18 protein-coding genes are annotated in these 25,340 nt (G+C 56.9%); 8 read left to right on the top strand and 10 right to left on the bottom strand.

All coding sequences use genetic code 11. The annotated features are described in order from the left end of the window. Positions 1 to 321: 321 nt before the first annotated feature. A complete protein-coding gene (gene eboE, locus FYC48_RS05090) occupies positions 322 to 1,575 on the top strand; it encodes a metabolite traffic protein EboE (RefSeq protein ID WP_235034073.1) in 1,254 nt (417 codons plus the stop codon). 290 nt (positions 1,576 to 1,865) lie between these two features. On the opposite strand, the gene FYC48_RS05085 is transcribed toward eboE, so the two are convergent. Continuing rightward, positions 1,866 to 3,143 (bottom strand): 6-phosphofructokinase, encoded by a 1,278-nt coding sequence (locus tag FYC48_RS05085; RefSeq protein WP_149495516.1) that lies wholly within the window; start codon positions 3,141 to 3,143, stop codon positions 1,866 to 1,868. A 523-nt stretch (positions 3,144 to 3,666) separates the two neighbouring features. Between FYC48_RS05085 and FYC48_RS05080 the strand changes: the two genes are divergently transcribed. Both FYC48_RS05080 and FYC48_RS05075 read left to right on the top strand, forming a co-directional pair. Beyond that, positions 3,667 to 4,386, top strand: a complete 720-nt coding sequence (locus tag FYC48_RS05080) for a hypothetical protein (RefSeq protein WP_149495515.1) — start codon at positions 3,667 to 3,669, stop codon at positions 4,384 to 4,386. A gap of 77 nt (positions 4,387 to 4,463) precedes the next feature. Next, on the top strand, positions 4,464 to 6,374 hold the full coding sequence (locus FYC48_RS05075; protein ID WP_149495514.1) for an alkaline phosphatase D family protein: 1,911 nt from the start codon (positions 4,464 to 4,466) through the stop codon (positions 6,372 to 6,374). 83 nt (positions 6,375 to 6,457) lie between these two features. Here the strand turns inward: FYC48_RS05075 and FYC48_RS05070 are convergent, their stop codons facing one another. The 7 genes from FYC48_RS05070 to FYC48_RS05040 all read right to left on the bottom strand — a co-directional run bounded on the left by FYC48_RS05070 (position 6,458) and on the right by FYC48_RS05040 (position 15,066). Continuing rightward, the gene (locus FYC48_RS05070; RefSeq protein ID WP_149495513.1) at positions 6,458 to 8,227 is read right to left on the bottom strand and encodes an adenylate/guanylate cyclase domain-containing protein; all 1,770 of its coding nucleotides are present in this window, start codon (positions 8,225 to 8,227) and stop codon (positions 6,458 to 6,460) included. Between the two features lie 290 nt (positions 8,228 to 8,517). Further along, the gene (locus FYC48_RS05065) at positions 8,518 to 9,528 is read right to left on the bottom strand and encodes an ABC transporter ATP-binding protein (RefSeq protein ID WP_149495512.1); all 1,011 of its coding nucleotides are present in this window, start codon (positions 9,526 to 9,528) and stop codon (positions 8,518 to 8,520) included. Further along, a complete protein-coding gene (locus FYC48_RS05060; protein ID WP_149495511.1) occupies positions 9,521 to 10,513 on the bottom strand; it encodes an ABC transporter ATP-binding protein in 993 nt (330 codons plus the stop codon). Before FYC48_RS05060 ends, FYC48_RS05065 begins: the two co-directional genes overlap by 8 nt. Before the next feature lie 5 nt (positions 10,514 to 10,518). Next, entirely contained in the window at positions 10,519 to 11,793 is a 1,275-nt protein-coding gene (locus tag FYC48_RS05055; protein WP_149495510.1) for an ABC transporter permease, read from the bottom strand. Next, positions 11,790 to 12,719, bottom strand: coding sequence for an ABC transporter permease (locus tag FYC48_RS05050; protein WP_149495509.1), 930 nt, complete (start codon positions 12,717 to 12,719; stop codon positions 11,790 to 11,792). Before FYC48_RS05050 ends, FYC48_RS05055 begins: the two co-directional genes overlap by 4 nt. A gap of 25 nt (positions 12,720 to 12,744) precedes the next feature. After that, entirely contained in the window at positions 12,745 to 14,730 is a 1,986-nt protein-coding gene (locus FYC48_RS05045) for a peptide ABC transporter substrate-binding protein (protein WP_200836536.1), read from the bottom strand. Positions 14,731 to 14,829: 99 nt separating this feature from the next. Then, on the bottom strand, positions 14,830 to 15,066 hold the full coding sequence (locus tag FYC48_RS05040) for a hypothetical protein (RefSeq protein WP_149495508.1): 237 nt from the start codon (positions 15,064 to 15,066) through the stop codon (positions 14,830 to 14,832). Positions 15,067 to 15,221: 155 nt separating this feature from the next. Between FYC48_RS05040 and FYC48_RS27610 the strand changes: the two genes are divergently transcribed. Next, positions 15,222 to 15,464, top strand: coding sequence for a hypothetical protein (locus tag FYC48_RS27610; RefSeq protein WP_160149328.1), 243 nt, complete (start codon positions 15,222 to 15,224; stop codon positions 15,462 to 15,464). Positions 15,465 to 16,433: 969 nt separating this feature from the next. On the opposite strand, the gene FYC48_RS05030 is transcribed toward FYC48_RS27610, so the two are convergent. Continuing rightward, positions 16,434 to 17,030, bottom strand: a complete 597-nt coding sequence (locus FYC48_RS05030) for a hypothetical protein (RefSeq protein ID WP_160149327.1) — start codon at positions 17,028 to 17,030, stop codon at positions 16,434 to 16,436. Between the two features lie 433 nt (positions 17,031 to 17,463). On the opposite strand from FYC48_RS05030, the gene FYC48_RS05025 reads away from it, so the two are divergent. Genes FYC48_RS05025 through FYC48_RS05010 form a run of 4 tightly spaced genes read left to right on the top strand, consistent with a single transcriptional unit; the run spans position 17,464 to position 23,594 of the window. Further along, positions 17,464 to 18,159: a DUF6677 family protein gene (locus FYC48_RS05025; protein WP_235034072.1), complete on the top strand. Its 696-nt coding sequence runs from the start codon at positions 17,464 to 17,466 to the stop codon at positions 18,157 to 18,159. After that, on the top strand, positions 18,156 to 18,347 hold the full coding sequence (locus tag FYC48_RS05020; RefSeq protein ID WP_149495506.1) for a hypothetical protein: 192 nt from the start codon (positions 18,156 to 18,158) through the stop codon (positions 18,345 to 18,347). Before FYC48_RS05025 ends, FYC48_RS05020 begins: the two co-directional genes overlap by 4 nt. Next, positions 18,347 to 19,696 carry a Trk system potassium transporter TrkA gene (gene trkA / locus FYC48_RS05015; RefSeq protein WP_149495505.1) on the top strand — a complete coding sequence of 450 codons (1,350 nt, stop codon included), beginning with the start codon at positions 18,347 to 18,349 and terminating at the stop codon, positions 19,694 to 19,696. The genes FYC48_RS05020 and trkA overlap by 1 nt, the downstream gene beginning before the upstream one ends. Positions 19,697 to 19,703: 7 nt before the next feature. Beyond that, complete coding sequence (locus FYC48_RS05010; RefSeq protein WP_149495504.1) at positions 19,704 to 23,594, top strand: hydantoinase B/oxoprolinase family protein; 3,891 nt, start codon at positions 19,704 to 19,706, stop codon at positions 23,592 to 23,594. A gap of 6 nt (positions 23,595 to 23,600) precedes the next feature. On the opposite strand, the gene FYC48_RS05005 is transcribed toward FYC48_RS05010, so the two are convergent. Beyond that, entirely contained in the window at positions 23,601 to 25,337 is a 1,737-nt protein-coding gene (locus tag FYC48_RS05005) for a hypothetical protein (RefSeq protein WP_149495503.1), read from the bottom strand. Positions 25,338 to 25,340 lie beyond the last annotated feature (3 nt).

Raw genomic sequence — 25,340 nt, 5'->3', positions numbered from 1 at the left:
TGAAATTAGGATCAGCCGACTGGCGTTCGCCACGGTTTCGTTCATAACCGAAGCCCACGTCCGTCGGCTGATAGGCCGTCCCCAAACACTTGACCGAGTCAAAGCACCAGTGCTGTGTTCGGCAATCAAGTTCGCCGAAAGCCTGGCATCTTGTAACACGTACCATCTTGGCCCATGTTTGGATCGAAACAACGTGTTGCGCCGAACCAGGTATTCGCTGAAGAACCGAGGCCGGCGAGGTTCAGCCGATCGTCCGTTCGAGTACGGACTTAGTCATCAAGTACCACACCGATTTCTTCCACACCGACTGGTCTCTCGATTGTGAACCATCTTTCTCGACTCCGCGATCATGCGTCACTGCAAGTCGGTTATTGCACCAACGTGCATGCCGGGACCGACCTAAGCTCCATTCGAGATAACCTCTCTCGATATGCCGTCGGCGTACGGGAACGACTGGTACAATTGCCGATGTCGCTTCCGGGAAACCGAGCGAAAACTGCGTCGGAAGATCACCGGCTGGGCGTCGGATTGTGGATTCCCGACCAGGCTTCACGTGAACTGGTCGAGGGCGGCTTGGATGACTTCGCAAATTTCCTCGATCGATCACGATTGTCGGCGTTTACGATCAATGGATTCCCCTTTGCCAACTTTCATGGTGATCGTGTAAAGCAAGGCGTTTACCTGCCTACGTGGGCCGATCGCCCACGACTAGAGTACACGCAGCGGCTGGCGACGATCCTAGCGCATTTGCTTCCTTCAGGCGTCGATTTGGGGTCGATCAGTACGCTCCCGATCGGCTGGCCGGACAACCCGTTTGTCGAAGAATCGAAACGCAAGATCGTGACCGCCGATGCGGGGCGGCATCTACGCGAGCTAGCGGTGTCGCTCGAAGAGCTGGATCGGCAAACCGGGAAGAGAATCGTCGTTGCGATCGAGCCCGAGCCCGGATGCACGTTGGACACGGTCGGTGACATGATCGCATTCTTCGGCGATGAACTTCCCGATTCGGCCCATCGGCGGTACATCACCGTGTGCCATGACGTCTGCCATAGTGCGGTGATGAATGAATCGCAGCGTGATGCGATTGAAGCTTATGCCGCTGCCGGAATCACGATCGGGAAAGTGCAGGTCAGCAGCGCGATTGTCGCCGACTGGAAATCGATCGATCGCGAAGATCGTGTCGCGGCACTCGACCAATTGTCGGGCTTTGCCGAAGACCGCTACTTGCACCAAACCGGACAAGTTAGTCGGGACGGTGGATTTCGCTTGGCGACGGATCTGCCCGAGTTGGTTCGTGAGTCGAGCGAGGCAAGCGTTGACGCCGCGGACCGCTGGGTGATCCACTTTCATGTCCCAATCTTCTTGGAACGCTTTGGACATCTGCGGACAACACGAAACGAAGTGTTGGCGTGTCTGGATGCGTTGGGTGATCCGGAAATCGACGTCGACTTTACCGGGCACCTGGAAGTCGAAACGTATGCCTGGACCGTGCTACCCGATCAGATGCGGCAACGCGGCCTCGCCGAAGACATCGCCAACGAATTGGAGTGGCTGCTAACGCAACTCGGCGAATGAGTCTGACCTGATCGGCGGTCGGTGAGCATTCATCAGAGCTGAAGGATTTTCCGAGATGCGTGAGTCGTACGCGCCCGCGTCGGGCTAGCGTTGGTAAAACGGGGCCCGCGGCGAGTGCCGTCGGCTCACAGGTTGGCATGCGTTGGAGGGTCATCTGACGGGCATCCGGACGGATGACTGCGACACAACCGCGGCTAACGCCCTTCGGCTGATCGCGGAGACACAACCGCGGCTAACGCCGTTCGGCTGATCCGACAAACACGACCGCGGCTGATAAGGACGCAAGGTGACTACTCGGTGCAGGTTTCCAGGAATCGTGCGAGGCGATGGAAGTCGCTGCCCGGTTCGATGAAACGAACTTTCGTGACCAGGGTTTTGGGGTCGACCAATTTTTCGAAGGGAACGTAGTGCAAATTGAATTGGCCGGACACGGAAACCATGACGCCGTTCAGCTTTTCTTCGACGAGGGCCCGATAGGCTCCGACGCCCAACTGGGAACCGAGCATCACGTCATAGGCGTGTGGTGGTGCACAACGTGATTCATAGCCGAGCTGCAACCCATTGACTTTGCGTGTCTTGCCGGTGCGTTCTTTATAGCGATCGGCGAGCAGCTTGCTGATCAGTGAGCACAGGTTGATCGCGGAAATGTTGATGTGTCCGTGTTCGTCGCGAGACACGCCTTCGAGATACTTTGCCGGCAAGAACTCGGCCAAGCCTTCGGCGATCACGATGGTTCCGTACTCGCGGCCTTCGCGATCACGTGCGACCATCATGTCGACCATTTTATCGATGACCTTATCAAGCTCCATGACCTTGCGAGTCAGGTTGGTCTCTGGATCGACTTCTTCGGTTGCCAAGTCACCGGCGACGTCTTCGACGCTCATCACCAAACTGGCTTCGCCGGCGATCGCGGCACCGTAAGCCAACCAACCGGCGCTGCGTCCCATCGCTTCACAGAGGAAGTAGGCACGACCGGCGGCGGCGTCATGATTGAGGTTGCGAATTTCTTCGGCCAAGGTTTCGACGGCGGTAAAGAAACCGAATGTAAAATCGATGCCGCTGTAATCGTTGTCGATGGTTTTCGGCAGGTGAATGACAGGGAAACGTCGTGCGTCGCCGGGAAGATTGTCTTGGAACATCTTCAATTTATTGGCGGTCTTAAGCGTGTCATCACCACCGATCGAGATCAACGCATCGACTTCCAGCGAGCAAAGGCCTTCATAAACACGTCGCAGCGGGGCGACGAGTTCGGGGTCCTTTAAATGTTCGGGGCTGCTGACGTGTTTGCCTGGGTTCGTCCGTGCGGTCCCGATCATGATGCCACGGCTACTGCGTGCGTTGGTCAACAGATCGTGCGTGAAGCGGATGTAGTCGACGCCTTCTTGGAGTGGGCCGGCGGCGCTATAGTCGGTCAGTCGGCTGTAGCCGTGCTTGATGCCAAAGACCTGGGCGCCTTCTTCGAGGAACGAGAACGCGGCCGTTGAGATCACCGCATTGGCTGCCGGTGCGGGGCCTCCGGCAAAAAGGATGGCGACGCGTTTGATATCCAAAGTGTGGTGATCGGGCATGATTGCTTCGGGGGATCGGGGAGCTTGATGGGACGAATCGCCAAAAAGATCGGGGAAGTGGACGAGGTGCTGAGGAGATCAAGGCCGGCTAGGTCCCCCATTCGCCAATCTGTTCGCCAATCGACGACATTTCACATCAATTTTTATGGATGCGAGTGTCATCGCCAAGCCACCCAAACCAATACGGTGTGAAAGGAGCGGCAATCTGGGCGATTCGGGGCAAGAAAACCACTCTACGGCGTCCTTTGACGGACGCCCGTCCCCCACAAAGTGAGGCTTGATCCAGCTTGTTTGGCTTCGAAAAAGCTTTACATTCGATGCGAATGCATCCTTGACAGCCGCTGGCTGTCGAAAACACGACGATGGCGAGACAAGTTCATGGCGGCAAAAACTTGCACACCGCGATCGGTTCGATCAAGATCTCGGCTGCGTCGACGGTCCGAACGCGTTCGCTTTGCGTCCGCCACCGCTCCATTGACGTTCTTTTCTGTAGCACGTGCGGTTGGGAATCGGACTTATCATCATGACCTGGCACACTCCTTCGGGCGATCGAATCATGCTCGGACAGGAAGCAGACCTCATTCGCCAATCCATCTCGACGATGGTGGATGAGTTGGTCAGTTGTCGCGAGACCGACGAGTCGCCTTGGGAATACGGCGTGACGTTGTTTGACGAGTTGTCGTGGCAGCAGCAACTTGCCTTGCTCGATCGGCTTGCCAGAGGGTTGTTAGAAGTCACCGAAGACACCGTCGAATTGACCGGGATCAACGAAGCCGGAATCGCTGCCGTTTATCAAAACGTATCGCAGCAGATTGAACTGGAAATTGAATTGCAATCTGTTTCGCCACCGGAAGTTCGCTGCCAGTGGCGTCAGGCGGCGCTGAATGTTTACTTGGAAAACAAAGTCATCGAAGCCGGATGGCGAAGCGATTGCAACGTGCACAAACACGTAGCGTTGGAATCATCTGAAAATTCGGTGATCGAAGATTTGGCACCCGACTGCGATCAGGTCGACCGTTGGCAATGGTTGATCGAATGCCTGGCCGATCGCATTCTCTGGGACCGGGACTTTGATCTGGTCGAAGAAATGATCGACGCGCCTCCCGAACGAGCCGCAGCGATGCGGGCCGCGTTGGGGATCACGCCCGGCTACTACACCGCGATCGCCCCGGATCCAACCGAGACACAAATCGACACTTTGTTTGACTCGCTGCAAAAGCGTACTGGCGGAAAACCACGGTAGTGTTTCGAGCGGTTAGACTGCGTCACGGTTCGAACTGTTCTGTTGACCTTTCCCCACGCCAACACCGTTTCGCTCGCATGCGTTTTGCTTTGCTGTTTTCGCGTCTGTCAAAGTTTTTATTGTCGACATATCTGTTGTCGACAACGGTAGCGGCGCAGTCACCCGCCGTGCATCATCTTCCTGACCCCGCCGATCAGTCGATCACGATCTCCGAGGCACGTGATCCGATCCGTTTGACCCACGGACCAATGCTGGGACGGCCGGGCGCGACGTCGGTTCGTGTCTGGGCTCGGACTAGCGATCCGGGTGCGTTCGAAGTGCGTTACGGAACGTCAGCCGATTCGCTTGATCAAATCAGTTCGAAAGGCACGACCTCGATCACCCATGACAATACCGGAACGATCGATCTGACCGAATTACGCCCCGACACCCGATACCATTACCGGGTGTGGGTCAATGATCGACCGCACGGCTTGCCGGCCAGTTTTCGCACATTGCCTTCGGCCGAAACGACTCGCAACGCCGAGTACAACCCGGAAGGGCTGTTTAACTTCCAGTTTCAAATCGGCTCCTGCGCCAACCAAAACCCGTTACATGGCAACGGGCATCACGCCCCGGTTTACGAGCACCTGAATCGTGACTGGGCCGACCGGGTTCACTTTCATGTGATGAACGGCGACTGGTTATACGAGGAACAGCGTCAGTACCCTGCCGAGGCCTGGCGTTTGGTCCAAGGAGCGAGTTCGCTTCCCAGGATCGCACGAATCGCTCCGACCATCGTGGGCGTCTGGGAAAACTACAAGCTTTATCTTGATCGCAGTGAATCGTTGGCCAAGTGGCATCGCCATGTGCCAAGTTGTTTTACGTTTGATGATCACGAATTGGTCAATGACATTTGGGGATCGGCAGAGCACGGGAAGCGTCATCGCCGCACCGTCTTTCGTGACATCGGAACCCAGGCTTGGTTCGACTACCTTGGCTGGGCAAACCCGATCCAACATGCCCAGCCGATTCACTTTGGCAAAGCAACGATGCGCCGCGAGAGTGACTTGCTGTTCGATCCCGATGCCGACTTCACCCGACTGGCGGTCGATCAAATGGGCAGCTTACATGTCCATTGGGGAACGCCCCAAGCCGGCGTCAATGACATGCGTTATGACGATGATTCCGGTCACAAAAATTCGTACGTTTACGACATCCTCGAAGTCATCGACGCCCACACGTTACGTTTGCATATGCCGGCTAAGATCGACGACAGCAATATCAGCTACTCGATCGGTCGTCGCAGCTACGGCAAACAACGCGTCGGAAACTGCGAATTCTATTACCTTGACACACGTGGCGACCGGCAAATGCACGATGTGACCGAGCGTGACAAGCCAGGTGTATCGATGTTGGGGATCGCCCAACGCGAATGGCTACTCAAAAGCATGCGTGAAAGCGACGCCGATTTCCGTTTCGTGATCTCCACCGTTCCTTTCATGATTCCACACAGTGGTGCCGGCGGCTTCGAAGCCGACGCGGCCAACAAGGAAGAAGCCTGGACCGGGTTCTTCGACGAACGTGAGTACTTGATCAAAGAATGGGAGAAGATGGGCAAGCGAGTTTTTGTCATGACGGGGGATCTGCACAACAGCTTTGCGATCAAGGTGACCGACAATGTTTGGGAGTTCTGCTGTGGCCCGCATAACAGCGTCAATCACGTACCGGCCAATGACGAAAGTGATCGTCCGGCGACCGGGAAGTTCAAGTTTGGTCCCCGTGAATGTGACATCCGTTGGAGCAGTTACATCCTTCCGGACCTACCGCGACTTGAGCGACTGTATCCATACTTTTGCGTCGTGAAAGTCAACAACGTCTTCAACATGCCACAAAAGCTGGGCGAGACCCGCTACGTCGCGTACCCATATCCCCAGGTTGTCTTTCAGTATTACGACGGACGAACCGGTGAGCTCGCTTATGCCGAATCCGTTTCGACTTCGCGATAAAAGCAACGATGACCTTTGACGACAACCTTGGCGTGACTCGCAAGTTATGTCGAAACGGACCTCGTTTGGTTCGAAGGCGGCGTCTACTTTGACAAATGGATCACGTCGCCTTGGTGATTCCCGTCAACGATCTGTTGAATTAAGAATTGAGTCGGGCCGTCCCAAGTAGGAAGCGTGCGCAGTGATCGAAGCGATCGATCGAGTTCGCCGTGTTGGAAAAGGTCTAGCGCGGCTTCGTATCGCTCGATCAATTCATCGTCGATCTCGCAGGTCGCGACGGACTCATTCGAAACAAGCTCGCTGATTTCAACCGGTAGCGTCATGCCGGCCGGGCAGACTTTAGCGAGCCGTCGCAGACGGACGGTCTCGGATTGCTCCGTCAACGTCTTTCGCATCGGTTGGTCGAGAATGATTTCGGCACCGAATCGCTTGGTCATCGATTCGAGTCGACTGGCGAGATTGACGACCGGTCCGAAGGCGGTGACTTTGACCTGATCGGTCGTTCCGATTTGACCGGCCACGGCCGGACCGAGAGCGAGTCCGATCCCACAGCGGAACCCGTGCTCGGAATTTTTGAATTCTTCGCGGATCGCGATCGCCGCACTCGCGGCCTTGACCGCGGCGTCTGCTTGGGCCAGCGGCCAGCCCCAAAACCCCATCGCGGCATCGCCGTGAAAGTCACCGATCACACCGTCAAAACCCAAGATATGCTTGGTCATTACACCCAACGCATCACTGACGTCGGACAACAGTTTGAGAAGTTGATCGGCGCCTTGTTCGCTGCGTTTGGAAAAACCACGAAGGTCGCAGAACATCACCGCCAAGTCGGCTTCGCGTGGTCGTAGGACTTGAGTGGAATCGCCGGCCGCGATCGCCCGCATCACGATCGGGGCAAAGAACCGCCCCATCGCCGCTTGCCGTCGCTGAAGCAAGTGACTTTGACGCAAGCTGGCAACCGTCGTGCCGACGATCTCGGCAAACTTGACGTCGTCCTGTAGCTGTTCGCTTAGTTCTTCGGTCGCGAACGATTCGGACGATCCGTCTTGGTGAATTTGGCCGCTCACATAAATCACCCATCCGCGACAAGCTTCGCTTCGCAGCGGAACACAGAATGCCCAGTCAACATCTTCGCGGGCGGTGAAGGCGAACGAACCAGAGCCTTCGCCGCCTTCCCAGACATTAAGGATACTCTCACGCTCGGTCATCGACCGTTCAACCAATCGACGGCTGATCGGTGAATTGCCCAGTGTGGCGCTGCGGTTGTCGTAATGCAGGATCTTGATTTCGCCGTCGGGATCCTGCTTCAAATTCGACGCCGATAGGATCGCGACCGATTCGGCCGAAGGGGTCGATTGCAAGAGCACACTGGTCACGCGGACGAGTAACTCCTGATCGCTTTCACTACTGGCGATCAGATCTGGCAATCGTGTGAGCACATCGATTCGAGCTCCGAGGTTTCGGAAGTGTTTGCGCCGCAGGGCAACATGGTCAAACACATTCTCGGTGACTTCCACGCCTTCGCGTCCGGGAAGTTGATTGGCCGGTCGCCCAGATGCGAGCGTGAAAGTCGTATTCCCAATGACAAAGTGATCGCCTGGCACCAAAGCAAATCGAACCGCATGACGGCCTTGGTGAAAAACGGGATTTCGAGCGGAGGCGATCACGCTGACTTCGACACGATGGTCCGACTGTGGCACGAGGCGGACGTGCTGTCTGGAAATCATCGAATCCCACGGCACGTTCCAATCGGCCCCCGTCCGGCCGATCACCACTTCCGGCACCATCGTTGGGTTGGGGATTTCTCGGCGCCAGCGATGGTATGCCTGAGGACCTTGGGCAATCAGTTCAGCCATTGCCAATCTTTGAATCGATGTTGCTATCGGGTGCCCAATGGAATTGTTTTTGCATTGCGAATTCACCTTTTCGCAAAATCGTTGTGCAGTTCATCGGTCACGTTCTTTCCTGCGCTTAATTTAAGCTTGCATGGGGAGAGGGTGCGGTGGGAATCCTCCCCGGGCTTACAGCCCGACCCTCCTTGGAAAGGTGGTTGAATCTTAAATCTTCAGGGTCTCCTCGAAGGTTACCATTCGACCTTCTTGGGAAGAGAATGATTCTGAAACATATTTCAATCACGACGCGCCGGTTAGGTCCGTTCCCAGCAGGCTGCGGTGTGGGGGGCGGATGCTTGTGGGGATTGAGTTTGCGGGGGACGTTCACTTCGGCAACGATCGACCGCGATCGGGCAGCGGTTGATGAAGGAACATCCGACGTACTCTTTGTCCGGTGTTGGGACTTCGCCTTCGAGTCGAATACGGTTTCGGCTGATCGCGGCGTTGGGATCGGGAACCGGAACCGCCGACAATAATGCTTCGGTGTAGGGATGTGTCGGATGATTATAAACTGATTCGGCGGTTCCCAGTTCGACGATCCGTCCGAGGTACATCACGCCGACCCGAGTTGAGATGTGGCGAACGACACTCAGATCATGTGCGATAAACAAGTACGACAAACCTAGTTGCTGCTGAAGATCCATCAACAAGTTGATGATCTGAGCTTGAATCGAAACGTCGAGTGCGCTGACCGGTTCGTCACAAAGGATCAGCTTTGGATTGACTGCCAAGGCTCGTGCGATTCCAATTCGTTGCCGCTGTCCGCCGCTGAATTCATGGGGATAACGATTCAAGAACCTGGGGTTGAGTCCGACGAGATCCATCAATCGAAGAACTTCAAGCTTGCGGTCTTTTCCCGAAGCCAGGCCATGAACGGCAAGCGGTTCGCCGATGATACTGCCGACCGTCATCCGTGGATTCAGCGACGCGAACGGATCTTGAAAAACCATCTGGACCTCGCGACGGTACCGCAACATCTCCGCGGCGCTCTTGCCGGTGATGTCAGTGCCATCGACGCGAACGCTGCCTGCGGTGATCGGCGCCAGACCTGTGATCGCGCGTGCCGTTGTCGATTTGCCACATCCAGATTCGCCGACCAGTGCCAGCGTTTCTCCTTCTCCGATTTCGAAGGAGACGCCATCGACGGCACGGATGAAACCATGTTCAGGACTGAGGAATGATCCCCGGCTAAAGGGAAAGTAGACCTTCAAGTCGTCGACGGACAACAGAGTTGACGTTCGAGTGGGCGAGGTTGAGTCAGACATCGGCAGCCTCCTGTGCGACATAGCAAGCCGCTTTTCGTTCTTGACCGATCGATGTCAACGCGGGTTCAGACTCGGCACAGCGATCGATCGCGTCGGGACAGCGTGGCCGAAAGGAACACCCACGGGAGAGGTTTCCCAAGTCCGGCGGCTGACCGGGGATCGCTTCGAGCTGCGTCGAAGCTTGATCTAAACGCGGTAGTGATCGCAACAAACCTTGGGTGTAAGGATGCTCGGGTGCGGCAAACAGTGAGTTCACGTCGGCCTTTTCAACGACCTTACCGGCATACATGACCAAGACACGATGGCAGATTTCGGCAACGACCCCCAGGTCATGAGTGATCATGATAATACTGGTGCCACGTCGCTCCTGAAGGTCTCGCAGGAGATCCAGGATCTGCGCTTGGATGGTCACATCAAGTGCCGTTGTGGGTTCGTCGGCGATCAATAGATCCGGTTCACAAGAAAGCGCCATCGCGATCATCACCCGCTGCCGCATCCCACCACTGAACTGGTGAGGGTAATCACGTAGCCGCCGTGAGGCGCCGCTGATGCCGACCATTTCCAACATGTCCGCGGCGTGGCGATTGGCATCCTTTTGGTTCATCCCCAAGTGCAAACGTGTCATCTCGGTCAACTGTTGGCCGACCGTCATCAGTGGGTTCAGTGCCGTCATCGGATCTTGAAAAATCATTGCGATTCGGCGACCACGAATCGACTGCATTTCCGTGGTGCCGGCTTTCAGGAGATCCCGTCCCCGATACCAGACCTCGCCGCCGTCGATCTTTCCGGGCGGTCGTGGCACAAGTCCCATCAGAGCCAAGTTGGTGACACTCTTTCCGCTACCACTTTCGCCGACGAGCCCGACGGTTTCACCCGGGTAGACTTCGAAAGAAACACCCCGAACGGCGCGAACCTGGGAATCATCGGTTTTGAAGCTGACCTGTAGATCACGCACATCGAGCAACGGCTCGTCATCTTTGTTCATCGCGGTTAGTCTCGATTCTTCATTCGTGGATCCAACGCGTCCCGCAATCCGTCGCCGAGGAAGTTGAGCGCGAACAAGGTCGCGGCCAACGCACCGCCGGGAAAGACCACCACCCACCAAAACACTTTGACGATCGAGAGTGCTTCGACACCGTCATTGAGCAAAAGTCCCCAGGAGACATCCGGTGGCGAAACCCCAAGTCCGAGGAACGACAAGAAGGCTTCGAACAGCATCACGCTAGGGATGGTCAGTGTCAGATAAACGATCACTACGCCTAAGACATTGGGAACCAGATGCCGAAAGACGATCCGCCACGAGGAGGCGCCCACTGTCTTCGCCGCTTCGACAAATTGTTCATGCCGGAGCGACAACACTTGCCCGCGGACGACGCGTGACATCGTCAGCCAGTAAATCGCACCGATCACGATGTAGAAAATCATGATCTGATCGATGCCGTAGCTGGCCAATTCTTGTTTGACCGATTCCTCTCCCAAAAACGTGACCAGGAAGATCACGACGAAGATAAAGGGGATCGAATACAACATGTCGACGAACCGCATCATGACGGTGTCGACCCGGCCGCCAAAGTATCCCGCGATCGCCCCATAGCTGACCCCGATAATCAAGCTGACCAGTGTCGCGACGATCCCAACGATCAATGACACACGCGCCCCCCAAAATACTCGGGCCAATAAATCGCGTCCCAATTTGTCGGTGCCGAATAAACTGGGGACCGCAAAGTCACCGAAAATCGCGACCCGTGCCTCGCACATCCACCAAGCGATGCCACCCAAGTTGTTCCACATTTGATTGAAGGGGTGTTCGACTTCGATCCGAGCTTCGATTTCTTCGACCAATTGTTGACCGCGTTTGGGATCGGTTTCCTCGGCGAGTTCGCGTCGTGCTTCCTCGATCGATTGCTCGAAAGCGGCGAGTTCACTAGTCAATTTACCGTCTTTAAATTTCAAACCCGGACGGCCACCGAGGACCACCGTCTGTAGGTTGGGCGACAAAAAACGCCGGTTGTTGAGGTCCTTGTCGATCGGACTCTGCAGTGGCAGCAGCGGGGTCAAAAACGCGGCGAGCGCCAAAGCCAGCAGACACCATAGCGAGATCATCGCCGTGCGATTGCGTCTTAAACGGTTCCAAGCGTCCTGCCATAGCGAGACCCCGCGGATCTCGCGCGATTCCTGCAGCACGCGTTCGAGCGTTTCTTGATTCGCCGAACGTGGACGTGCCTTGGATGCTGAATCATCTGGTGAAGTGGTCGATTGACTCATTGCAGTTTCACCCTCGGATCGATGATCGCGTACGCAAGGTCAACCAGTGTGTTCATCATGAAAAGCAACACCGTGTAAGTCAGCACCATGCCCATCGCCAGCGTGTAGTCGCGTTGCGTCGCCGCGTTAATGAAGTGACTTCCCATGCCTGGCAGGGCAAAGATTTTTTCCAGTACCAGCGATCCCGTCAGGACTCGCGCGACCGCCGGCCCCAAATAAGAAACCACCGGTAACAGGGCACCGGGAAGGACGTGCCGCAAGATCACCGTTCGTTTGGGCAGGCCTTTGGCAAATGCGGTGCGCACGTGATCGCGAGTCAGCATCTCAAGCATCCCCGTCCGCGTCAGTCTGGCGATGTAAGCCGCAACCGGTAGCCCCAAACAAAACGCCGGCAGGGCAACTTGACTGAGTGTCCCCCAACCGCCGGCGGGAAAGATTTGAATCATGAACACAAACAGCAAGATCGCCAAACTTGCGATCACAAAGTTTGGAACGGCGATCCCAAACACCGCCGCCGCCATCAACATCACATCGGCCGCCGAGCGTCGATAGACCGCCGAGATCACCCCGGCGGTGACCCCAAAGATGATCGCGAACACCAACGCAAAGATTGCCAATGTCGCCGAGACTGGAAAGCCTTCGGCGATGACTTGGTTGACGCTGTAATCTTCCAGACGTGTGCTCCAGCCGAGGTCAAATCGGGTGACCACGCCGACAAGGTAATCCCAGTATTGCTGGAGCGGAGGGGCGTCCAGGTTGTAGCGGGCTTTCAATTGTCGTTCGATCGACGGCGGTACGCTGCGTTCACCGCTAAAGGGATTTCCGGGAACGCTTCGCATCAACACGAACGACACGGTGTAGACCGCCCACAGCGTCAATAGCATCCATGACAGACGCTTCAATAGATATCCGAGCAAATCTCTCATCGTTCTTGAACTCGTTCCCTCGGAGCTAATGGCCTGTCGTCTCGCCTTCGTCGGCATAACGAAGCGTCGAGAGTGGATGAAGGTCTTGGGCCGTCGGGGCGAACCCGATGACGTTCGGCTTGCACATCTCCGCCGACGTATAGAAATAGATCGGAATCACCGGCAATTCCGTCGCCAAGATCTCTTCGGCTTTCCGGAGTAACTCCAATCGCTTGGCGGGATCTTGTTCGGTTCCCGATTCGACGATCAATCGATCGTATTCCGGATTGCTCCAGTTCGTGTTGCTTTGCGGATTACCGGTGACCCACATGTCCAGGAACGTATTGGGATCGGGATAATCACCGACCCACCCGTAACGTGCCATTTGGTAGTTTTCCAACTGTACCGTTTCGGTGAAGCTACCCCACTCCATGTTTTGCAGTTCGATCTTGATGTTGAGATTGTTTTGCAGTTGTTGCTGGATCACCTCGGCGATCGGTCGGTGAGTTTCGCTGGTGTTGTAGAGCAACGTTAATTTTGGAAAACCGCGTCCACCGGGGAAGCCGGCTTCGGCGAGCAGCGTCTTCGCTTTCTCGACGTCTTCCTGCAGTCCCTTCACGCCCTTGTAGCCGGCGAGGCCTGGGGGAACGACACTGAATGCGGGCTGCTGGCCGGCCTTGGTGACTTCCTCGACGATTTGTCGCCGGTCGATCGCCATGCTGATCGCTTGGCGGACGCGAATGTCATCGAGCGGCGGAATGTCATGGTTCAGTTTGTAAAAGTAAATCGACAGCTTCGGCGCACTGTGAAAGTCATCGCGTTTACGTAGTTCTTCAAGAACCGAGGTGGGCAGATCATTGATCCACTGTAGCTGCCCGGTGACGTACATGTTCAGCGCCGTGTTTTGACTTTCCAATGAGATGAAGTCGATCGTGTTCATCCCGACCCGATCGGCATCCCAGTAATCGGGATTTTTTTCCACACGCACGCGATCTCGAAGGCGGCGAAACTTCAGTCGGTAGGGGCCGTTGGTGACAATGTTTTCGGCCTTGGTCCAAAGCTGTGCGCCATAGGTTTCGACGCAGGCTTGGTTGACAGGGAATAGCGGATAGTACGCGACGAGGTTTAAGAAGTAGGGCACCGAGTTGTTCAAGTGAACGACGAAGGTTCGATCGTCGATCGCTTGGGCGCCGCCTTCGTGTCGAAAGTCAACCATGACGCCGTGGGCGCGGGTGATCGTTCGGTCGCCACGAACGGTTTCCGGCGAGGCGGCGAATCGCTCGCGTGTCGGCTCGTGATCCCAGTCGGGGCGATCGTCGCTTCCCATCGGCACGACATCGACCACGTACACCCAACTTTCTTGCCAGTCGAGCTCGGCGTTTTCCTGGTCATCCTCCGAAGCGTCGTCGGGCAGCTCGGGGCGCGGTGGTTTAATGATCTCGCGTAAGACGCCGTACTTCATCGACCCGCGTGGGAAGTGTTTGATCGCCGCGTCACCTTGCGGTGTCTCTCCCGGACGGTCCCACAGTTCGACCTCGACACGGTCACCAACGTTGACGATGGCGTTGTGGTACTCGCTGGCAAGTCGCACTTCACTGATCAGGTAACCGTACTCACACGCCGTTGCCGGGTGAAGCATCCGGTGCCATGACCAAGCAAAATCATGAGCTGTGATCGGCGTCCCATCGGACCATCGAATGCCGTCTCGCAAATGAAAGGTGTAAGTCTTCCCGTCCTCGCTGACATCCCAGGATTCTGCCATCGCCGGTTTGGGGGCGAGCGGCTGAAGGCCGTTCTCGGGATCCCGCTCGCCTTCGGGAAGCATGCGTAGCAAGCCTTCGAAGAGCTCAAACACGATCCGGCTTTCCGGTTGACCGGTCGCCCGATGCGGATCAAGCGTTTTCGGATCAGTCCCGTTTTGAAGTGAAAACTCCGCCGGGGGGACACTGTCTAGGCGAGCCGCCCAGATGACGGCAACGATTGCCACTAAAGCAGCAACAACGACGAATCCTCGGCGAACTTCCGGGGCCACAGATGTGTCTCTCGTAGTTTGGACTTGGCGAATTGGGCGATACGCGAAAGTTTAGTGGGATCGACAACTTCAATGCGAGAGGAATCGCAAGCAAATGTGCTAGGGGCGTTCAGACCGTTGCACGGTTGCCGCGTTGCGGTCATCCAGACAAACCACCGAAACGATCACGCCGTGGTTGGTCGAAATCCATGATGGTGCCATCGCACCGTAGCGGTAACCGCCAAACGGGCTGTTGAGATAGCCACCATCACCATTCAATCCGTGAAAGCTGCGTACGTCATCGCTTCTTTTGTGGCGCAACGGACGACGATGTTCGCCGAGTGGAGTTGGCCACATTTCATTTGAAGGGCGTCGGCGCAGCAAACAAGCCCGATGCTGCGAGGGGCAACACCGGGCTTGATGTGATATTTCGAGTGCGAAAAAAATTCGCGAGTCGAATTAGATATTGGTGTCAGCGTCAGCTGCGGGTGCCGGAGGAGCATCGCTAGCCGATGCTTCTTCAGCCGCAGGAGCAGCTTCTGCTGCTTCGACGGGAGCTGCTTCAACGACAACTTCGCCGGAGCAACCGGCGCAAGGTGCTGGAGCAGCAACGGCGCCACCGCATCCTCCGCAAGGAGCGGGAGCAGCGTCACAGCAAGGAGCTGGGGCAGCTTCGCAGCAAGGTGCGGGAGCTGGCTCGCAGCAAGGAGCAGGTGCTGGCTCGCAGCAAACGGGGGCTGGCTCGCAGCAGGTAGGCTCTGGAGCGCAGCAGCTACGGCGTGCTTTCAGCTTTGCGATCAGACGACCGAACAACTTCGGGCGGCTGCTGCCACAGCAAGCAGGAGCTGGCTCGCAGCAAGGAGCTGGAGCGGGTTCGCAGCAAACTGGAGCCGGTGCTGGTTCGCAGCAAACCGGTGCAGGTGCTGGTTCACAGCAAACTGGCTCTGGAGCGCAGCAATCTGAAGCATGACGTGCCTTCAGCTTTGCGAGCAATCCGCCGCCACATGCCTTTTTGGCGTGCAGCTTCGAGAACAGTCCACCACCGCAGTTGCCAGCGTATGCTGACGATTCATTCATGGCGAGAGCCGCACCAACCAATAGTGCGAACGCGGCAATCCCGCTGACCACATTCCGATTCATCATATTCTCCCAAGTGTTTCGGAGTTTTTGGTGCGATCCCTCTGCGCACACGTTTCAAATCCAGAAGCCCCTTTTTGGGCTCCCCCGTAGGATCCAGCATCGGCGACCATCGCCGAAACTTCCGAACACGCAAAATAGGTGTTTTGCGGAACTTTTGCGGCCCACGTGATTTCGTCGATAAAGTAACTTTGGGCACACGCGTGTCAATCACACCACCGCGCGAAAGCGCATAGAAAAGTGGACCATCCAGGGTGGTCTGCGGCGTTTTGGTGGTTGCGCGGTTTGCTAGCGAAAATCGCCCGAAAAGTACGTAAGTCCCGTTTATCGTTCGCTTAACGGCAAGCTACGAACGAGATCTACACCACCTCGAAATGGGGGCATCGAGACACATTGTCGCGGATCGGGCGAATTCTTGGTGAGTGAGAAGCGAAGAAAAGATTGCCTATTTTCTCACAAATAAGAGCGTGATCGGGCAACAATCACCGCTCCGAACTCTCTGGGTTACCGGCTGACGAGAAGAAAAGTCTGCGTGTTGTCGCCGGTGAACCCCAGGATAATCGCGATCGGAAATTCGCCAAATGGATTTAACGTGTGGTCGTTTCCGGGGTTTGCTCGATTGCGGACAAACGAGCGTTGAATTCGTCCCCGTTTTCGAAATTGAACTCCAACGGGTCCAATCCTTCGCCCTGATCGACATGGAATCCACTGATGCGCCAACCTTCGGTTTCTTGCCGTAGGGTCCAGACGACTTCGTATTGGACGCTCTGGCCGCTGTCGGCATCGGGTTCGCGAAGGTAGGTTTGGACCCAGACGCGATCCTCTGTCTCGGGAACGCGAAACGAGTTGCGAACTTCGAATGTCGTGTCGGGGGAACCCGGCAATTGCAGGGGACGACCGATACGAACCATTTCCTGCTGGGCGAGTTGGGTAAGTAAATCGCTGGCCGCGTTGCCGTCACCGCCGCGTCGCATTCGGTCAAGAAATTGGCTGACGACTTCGGTCGGCTCGGGAAGCTTGTTCGGTGCCGCCACGGCGGGCTGCTCGCCGGTCGCTTGGGCGACCGGTGCTTCGCTCGAACCACCACATCCGACGGAAAACAGGCTGATCACCATCGTTGCCAAGATCGGGCCAGTGCAAGCGAAAGTCCGACCGTAGGGTTGTGTAGTTTGCGTACCGTCCATGTGTGCAAATAATTTATCGAGCGAGGGTGAGGTGTGTGGTAAAGCGACGCGGAAGTCGATCGATCTATCATGCGTGACGAGTTGGGAACCGGACGCGGCAACCACGGACCGTTCGCTTTGAAAATCATTTGACTTCGGTCGAGGACCTTTCCAGTAGCATCGGGAGGGTGTCCGGGTCAACACCAGCGGCTTCGTTGTCACTGGAATCATTTCATCTTGTGCTCGATTCCGAAAAGCGAATTCGATCACCAGACGGGTGATCATGATTGGCGAAGCGTTTCCGCCGAATGTTTCGGAGCGGTTGTTCGTGCCGATGACGGTGCGGAAGTCGCTGCCTGCCAGACTCGGCTATCGCTTGGGGACGGTTTCAAGCAAAATGCGAACTTCTACGACGCCCACCTCTAAGTTCAAATGACCACGGGGTTTTCTCCTGATGCCCGCTAGCCAGAACGTGATTCAGGTCGACAACCAAAAAATCGACTTGAAGAACCGATATCTTGCCGCCTTCCTTGCCTGGTTGCTGCCCGGCGCGGGGCACTACTACCAAGGTCGCCATACCAAGGGCAGCTTGTATTTGGTTTGCATATTGACGACTTGGATCGTCGGATTCGCCCTCGGCGGCGGGCACGTCGTGTATGCGTCTTGGCAGCCGGGCGACAAACGCTGGCACTATTTTTTGCAAGCCGGCGTCGGGGCCGCCGCATTGCCAGCGCTCGTGCAGGGCAACCACATGCGAAAGGCAACCGATGGTGGCAGAACCAAACGAGGTTACGATCCGCTATGGGGTGGATTCATGGCGCCACCTCACCGGCCGGTGATCGAAGACCAACCCGACGAAATTTCTGCTTGGTACGCCCAATACGGTGCCGGCTATGAGATGGGCACTTGGTACACAATGATCGCCGGCTTGCTAAACATCTTGGTGATCTACGATGCTTATTCGGGGCCACTTTCGGTCCCGATCAGCGGTCGCAAAAAGAAGGGCAAGCAGGACGACGAAGACGATCAAGACACCGGCAATGACGCTGCCGGCAATGACACTGCCGGCAGTGACGCTGTAGAGTCATCGACAAACGCCGGGTCTTCACAAACTGTTTCGAACTCCAAAACCGCGGAGGCTTCGGCATGATTTCCATCGGACCGACTTACCTGCTGTATTATGTTCCGTTGATCGTGTCGATTTCGTTGGTCTTCGGGGCGACACGGCACGAAGACACCCAAACGATTCTCAAGCATGCGTTCTACACCGCGCGTTGGGTGACCGGGTTCATGCTGATCATCTTTCTTGTCCTCCTCATGCTCGGTTGGATGCTGTAGTGCGAGTTCTGACGCTGGGTGCTGGAACGGTCGGCCATTGGATTGCGGACGTCCTTTGCCGGCGCCGTCATGACGTGACGGTGATCGACACCGATGCCGAACGGGTTCGACAGATCGACAGCGAACTTGATGTGCGGGCGATTCACGGGAACGCCGCCCACAGTTCGGTCTTGTTCCAAGCGGACGTTTTCAGCGCCGACATTTGCTTGGCGGTCACCGGTGACGACGAAGCCAACGTGGTCAGCGCGAGCATGGCCAAAGCGCTCGGCGCTCGGCGCAGTATCGCTCGTGTGTACGCCCCCGTCTTTCGCGAAGCAAGCACGTTTGATTACCAAACCCACTTCGGAATCGACTCGCTCTTGTCGCTCGAACAACTGAGTGCGTTCGAGCTGGTTCGGGCGATCCGCAACCCGGATGCGATCCCACTGGAACACTTTGCCCGGGGACATTTGGAAGTTTACGAGGTCGAGGTCGAATCGAAAGCCAGTGCGGTCGGCGTTCGGCTCCGAGAATTGCGACTGCCCGGAAGCGTGCGTATTGGATCGATTCAACGTGACGGTGAAATGTGGATCGCCAGTGCCGAGGATGAGATTCACGGCGGCGATCGGATCTCGATGATCGGCGTGCCATCGGACCTTAACAAAAGCCGTGCGAAATTCACGACCGTTTCCAAGCGTCGCAAACGAAACACGGTACTGATCGCCGGTGGCGGTGAAATCGGATTTCACTTGGCTCGCGCGCTCCCCGCTTCGGACTACCGGACGACGATTCTGGAGTATGACCCCCGACGCTGCGAGCAACTGGCGAAGCTGCTTCCGGACCTGACGATCGTTAACGCAAGTGCGAATAACCGTAGTGTGTTGGAGGACGAAGGCGGCGGGGCGGCGGATTACTTTGTTGCTTGCACCGGCAGCGATGAAAGCAACATCATGGCCTGCGTCGAGGCTCGCGAATTGGGCGCGCGGCGCGTGATGGCCGTCGTCGGTCGCCCCGACTATGCGAACGTTGTCGGAAAGTTGGGCATCGATCATGTCGTCAGCGAACGCGACACCGCCGCGCGTCAAATCTTGGGTTTTCTCAACGAAGGCCCAATCATCAGTCATCGCCGATTGCCCAACGGAAACATCGGCGTGTACGAACTTGAAGTCGTCGATGGTGCGCCGGTGACCGAAGCCACGCTGGCCGATTTACCCTTCGCCGGACGCTGTTTGATCACCGCGATCCAGCGCGATAGCTTCATCCGTGTCCCGATGGCTTCGGACCAACTCAAGCCTGGCGACATCGTCGTCGCCCTCGTCGATCAACAACACGCCAGTGACTGTATGGCGCTCTTTGGCGGCCGCAGTTAATTCGATCATGACCGACCCCGCATCGTTATTTGTTTGCGCCGATGTCGGCGGTACATTCACCGACTGCATCGTGGTGCAGACGACCGCCGACGGCTCACAAACGCTTCGCAGCATAAAAGTGCTTTCAACGGGATTGATTCGCTGTGACGGTGTCGCCGAACAGCCGACCTCGCTGCGACTCAACCTACCCGACGAGTTATTGTGTGGGCTTCCGAACCAACGGTTGCCGAACCAGTTCTTTGTCGGTGCCGTGATCAGCGAGTTGATTTCGGGGGTTCATTCACCGATCGGAACGATTACCGATTACGACGCTCGGTCCGGACAAGTGACGGTTCATCCTGACGGGGCAATCGAGTTTGCCGCCGGCGACCTCCGGCGTACGTTTGAAATCGACTGTGGATTGGAAGCCCCCGTGCTCGCGACTCGGTTACTGTTGGGGGTCCCCCTTCGTACTTCGCTGCCGGCGATGGTCGCCCGCGTTGGCACGACTCGTGGAACCAACGCGTTGCTCACGCGAACCGGAGCGACGACGGCCTTGGTGACCAACGAAGGCTTCGGCGATGTGCTTCTGATCGGCGAACAAGATCGCGAAGAGCTGTTCGACCTGTCGTTTACGAAATCGATCCCACTGGCCGAGAACGTGATCGAAGTTCGCGGCAGATTGGATGCGGAAGGTAGCGAACTGATCGCGCTGAACGAATCCGAGATTCACGACGCACTGCAAGCGATGTGGCGACGAGGTGTCGAAGCGATCGCGATTTGTTTGATGCATTCGTACTTGAACCCCGAGCATGAACAGCGAATCGAAGCAATCGCCCGTTCGATCGGCTTTCGGCATGTCAGCCGATCGAGCGAAGTGGCGCCGTTGATCAAACTGATTTCACGGGCCGAAACGACTACCCTGGATGCGTACCTGAATCCGATCCTTTCAGACTATGTTCGTCGGGTGGAGCAACAGTTCGGCAAAACTTCGTGTCAGCTACAGATGATGACCAGCGGAGGCAATCTGGTCGCCGCCTCACAATTTCGTGGTCGCGACAGCGTTCTTTCGGGGCCCGCCGGCGGCGTGGTGGGTTTGCAGTTTGTCGCCGAAAACAACGACCTGAATCTGGCGATCGGGTTGGACATGGGTGGAACCAGCACCGACGTCAGTCGCTTCGACGGACAGGTCGGGCGCCGCTACCTTTCGAAGGTCGCCGGCGTTCGAGTGATGACACCAATGATGGACATACACACGGTCGCTGCCGGTGGCGGATCGATTTGTGACTATGTCGGCGGCCGCTTGGAAGTCGGGCCCGGAAGCGCCGGTGCTTCGCCTGGCCCGGCGTGTTATGGCAGTGGCGGCCCACTGACGGTCACCGATCTAAATGTATTACTTGGTCGAATCGCCATCGATCGTTTCCCCATCCCACTGTCAACCGATGCCGCCCGCGAACGTTTGGAACACGTGGCCGGCAAGCTTCCCGACGCGCCCGAATCGATCGAGTCGTTGGCCGAGGGTTTCCTGGAGATCGCGGTGACGCACATGGCCGAAGCGGTCCGCGCGATCACGACAGCCCGTGGCGTTCCGCTGGAAGATCACGCGTTAGTCGGTTTCGGAGGTGCTGCCGCTCAGCATCTTTGCCGGGTAGCCGAATCACTGGGCATCAAAACAATCGTTGATCACCCGCATGCGAGCGTGCTGAGTGCGGTTGGGATCGGCGTCGCTAAGTCAGGCCTGATCGAAACGATCGGTATCTATCAAAAAGTGGATGACGTCGGCGCAAAAGCAGCACAAAATCTCGCCGACCAATTGATACGGTCGAACCTTGAATCGCTCGGTGTCTCCGATTCCAAAGTGACCCATCGGTTCGAAGCTGATTGTCGCTACGTCGGGACGGATGCGACGATCTCTTTGGAACTGAGTGACTTCGATGACGAGGCAATCGCCGGACTAACCGATCGTTTTCACCAACAGCATCGTGCCCAGTATGGCTATGAACGAAATGATCACACGGTGCAATGGGTCAGCCTGCGTTGTGAGAGCCAATCCGCCGACGGAGACATTCAACGACAGCTTTCAGATCCGTCCGCCGTATCGACAAACAAAACCGTGTCCGCGCAAGCTCGCGTCTTTCACCGCGGGCAGTGGAAACAATTTCGCCGCATTGATCGCGAGTCCTTAGCCAGCGGTGCGGTCATCGATCCGGGCAGTGTGATTGTCAGCGATCAAACGACGTTGATCGTTGAACCGGATTGGAGCGGCGGTGTGCGTGACGACGGCTCCATCGTCTTGACGTTTGATTCGCCGGATCGTGACGAGCGCGCGTCGACGTCGAACGAGTTGGTTCAGATGGAAATCGCCGCGCGACGGATGCAAAGCATCGCCGATTCGATGGGTGAAGTTTTGCGGCGTACTGCGATCAGTGTAAACGTCAAAGAGCGATTGGATTTCAGTTGTGCGATCTTTCGCGGCGACGGGACACTGATCGCCAATGCGCCACACGTGCCGGTTCACCTTGGGGCGATGGGGCACACGGTCAAACACCTTGCCGAAACGTTTCCCGAGATGGCCGAGGGCGACTGTTATGTTTCCAACGATCCGTATGCCGGCGGGTCACACCTGCCCGACGTGACGTTGGTTTCACCGGTGTTCTGCGGGCCGAGTTCGAATGGTGCTCGGCCAGATTTTTTTGTCGCAAGTCGTGCCCACCATGCCGAAATCGGCGGGATGACACCTGGATCGATGCCGCCGGGGGCAACGACGTTGGCCCAGGAAGGCGTGTTGATCCACGCCTTCGCCCTCGTTCGCGATGGCGTTAGCTATGAAACCGAGTTAGCCGAATTGTTGTCTTCCGGTGACTATCCATCACGCAACGTCGCAGAAAACATCGCCGACTTGCGGGCCCAGATTGCGGCCGGTCAGGAAGGCGGGCGTTTGCTCCGACAAATGAACTCAGAGTTCGGATCGGAGTCGTTAGGACGGTTGATCGATCGCCTGCTGGACGTGGCCGAAGAATCGGTAATTCGCTGGATCGAAAAGTTGCCGACCGATGCACTGCGTTTCGAAGACGAACTCGATGACGGGACCAAGATCGCGGTCGAACTTCAGCGCCGGGGCTCGCGTCTGCGGATCGATTTCGCCGGTACCGCCGATGTTCATCGGGGTGCATTCAACGCGACACGTTCGATCGTCAATTCGGCGGTGCTTTACGTGATGCGTTGTTTTTGCGAATCTAACTTGCCGCTGTGCGATGGTGCGTTGCGTCCGATCGATCTGATCATCCCTCCGGGCCTGCTCGATCCGCCTCGGCATCCCGATCCAAAGCAATGTCCGGCCGTGGTCGCCGGCAATGTCGAAACCAGCATGCGAGTCGTCGACGTCATGCTTGGCGCGATCGGATCGACTCATTCTCAAACCCCGGTCTTCCGAGGCGTCGCCGCAAGTCAAGGCACCATGAATAACGTCTTGTTCGGCGATGATCGATTCGGATACTACGAAACGATCGGCGGTGGAGCCGGTGCGACGGTGTTTGGACGCGGCGCCGACGGGGTCCATACACACATGACCAACACTCGCATTACGGACGCGGAAGTCCTTGAATCGCGGCATCCGATTCGATTGCGAGAGTTTTCGATCCGTCGGGGAAGCGGCGGCGAGGGAAAACAACGCGGCGGCGATGGCTTGGTTCGCGAATTTGAATTTCTTAAACCGCTGACGGTTTCGTTAATCACCAACCGTAGAAACTCGCAACCGTACGGTGTCTTTGGTGGTGGTCGCGGTGCCTCGGGACGAAACATTTTGGTCAAAGGCGATCAAGAAACTGAATTGCCACCAACGACAACATTCCAAGTCCTTGCCGGTGAACGTTTGCGTTTGGAAACGCCCGGCGGCGGTGGCTGGGGTGCGAAGGACTGACGGCGTTTAGTTGGCCGCCGAGGAGTCACCGCCTAAAACTTCTTTCGCCACCGTGATCAGCTTTGTGGTATCGACGTTCTGCAGTTTGCCGTCAACACTTTGAAGCATCTGCCAAGCGTCCTCGCGGTACCCTTGGTTGGTTGCCGGATGGATCAATCGATAGAGCGCCAGTGCCGCTTGCACGTCCGGTTGCTCGGGCTGTAAGGCGAACGAGGCAAGCTTTTCCATGAGCCGCGGCGGCAATTGATCCAGCGTGTACTCCTTCGTCCGTTTGTTAAACTGGATCGCGATCGACTGGGGTGTCGCTTCGACAACAATCACCGGAAGCCCCTCGACGACTTCAAAGGTATTCCCCGTTTCACGCGACGCAAGTCCTCGTTCGATTCCGCCCCGATAGTAACTGGCAAGATCCGCCATGTCGTAAAGCGTCGAGACTCGTTCGCCTAGCTTGCCAGGCAGGTTTTGTTTTAACAGTTGATCGGCGGTCGGTTTCATCTGCTTCCAGTCGGCTGACTTGATCAGGCCTTCCAGCCGTTTGATGTCGGCGGACATCGCTTCCATTTCTTCGGCAGAAGGCTCTTCAGGTTCGCTCGCGTCGGGCGTTTCAGAAGCCTGCATCGCCGTCATGCCGGGCGGCTGGGAATCAGGGGTCATCGACGATGGAGTCGCCATGTCGTCCGGCGAGTTCCCATTGTCCGACGCCATTGAATCCATGCCGGATGGATACATGCTGCCTGGTTGATCAAGACGAACACTTGGATTGTTTCTACGAATTGAATCGGCGACCCCGCTGCTGGCCGCACCGCCGAGCACGCCGTCGTTTGGCGTCGCTCTGGTGCGTGATCGTGGGTCGCGGCGATCGGCATCCGGGGCCGGCTGCGAGACAACGATTCCGCCATCGTTGGCCTGCGTGACTTGGATGCGTTTGTTGTTCGTAAACATCGTCAATAAATACACGATTGCCGCCAACATGATGACGACAAAGCTACCCAAGACAAACATGCCGGAACTCTTGCGGCGGCGTTTCTTCGGTTTTGGTTTCGGGGGCGTCCACGTCACCGGAGCGGCACCGGGACTTTCCTGAGGCGAAACAGAAGTTTCTGGCGTGCCGAACTGTGGCGCGCTATTCAAATTCGCTCCGCCTGCGGGCGACGGCGAGGGGGCATTGGCCGGTAAAGGAGCACTCGCGGGTGAAACTCCTGGGCTAGGCGTTGCCGGACTCGCTGACGGTCCCGGCGGCGGGGTTCCCAACGGCGGCATGCCTAAGACCGCGGCTGCTTGATTCGGCGGTGAAGGAGTCGCCGAATCGGACGAGCCACCGGTGCGGTCGGCGACCGGGTTCGACTTGGGCAGCAAATCGGCAAGCGGATCGACCGCCGTTTGCGCCGTCGGCGGGTTGTGCGAAGGCAAACTCCCCGACGACGGATTGACGGACGACTGGGGGATCGGCGGTGGGCGAAGCGTCTTCGACTTAGCGGATTCGATCGCAACGTCCAAACTTCGTTTTCGATCGGGATCTTCGAGCACTTGTCGAGCCGCCTCGGCGATCTTCAACGCTTGGTTCCAAACGTTCGGTTCGGCGCTCGATCGAGTTTCCTTCAGTCGCTGATAGGTCTGTCGCATCCCCGCTTTGACCCGCCGCATGTCCTGTTCGCCGGCCTGGATTCCGAACACCTGATACGCGTTCGGCTTGGACAGACTCGGGTCGATTGGCAATAAGTCGGAGAGCTTCGTAAGGGACATTTC

Source organism: Roseiconus lacunae (assembly GCF_008312935.1).
GTDB lineage: Bacteria > Planctomycetota > Planctomycetia > Pirellulales > Pirellulaceae > Stieleria > Stieleria lacunae.
This window is presented reverse-complemented; position numbering and strand designations above follow the sequence as displayed.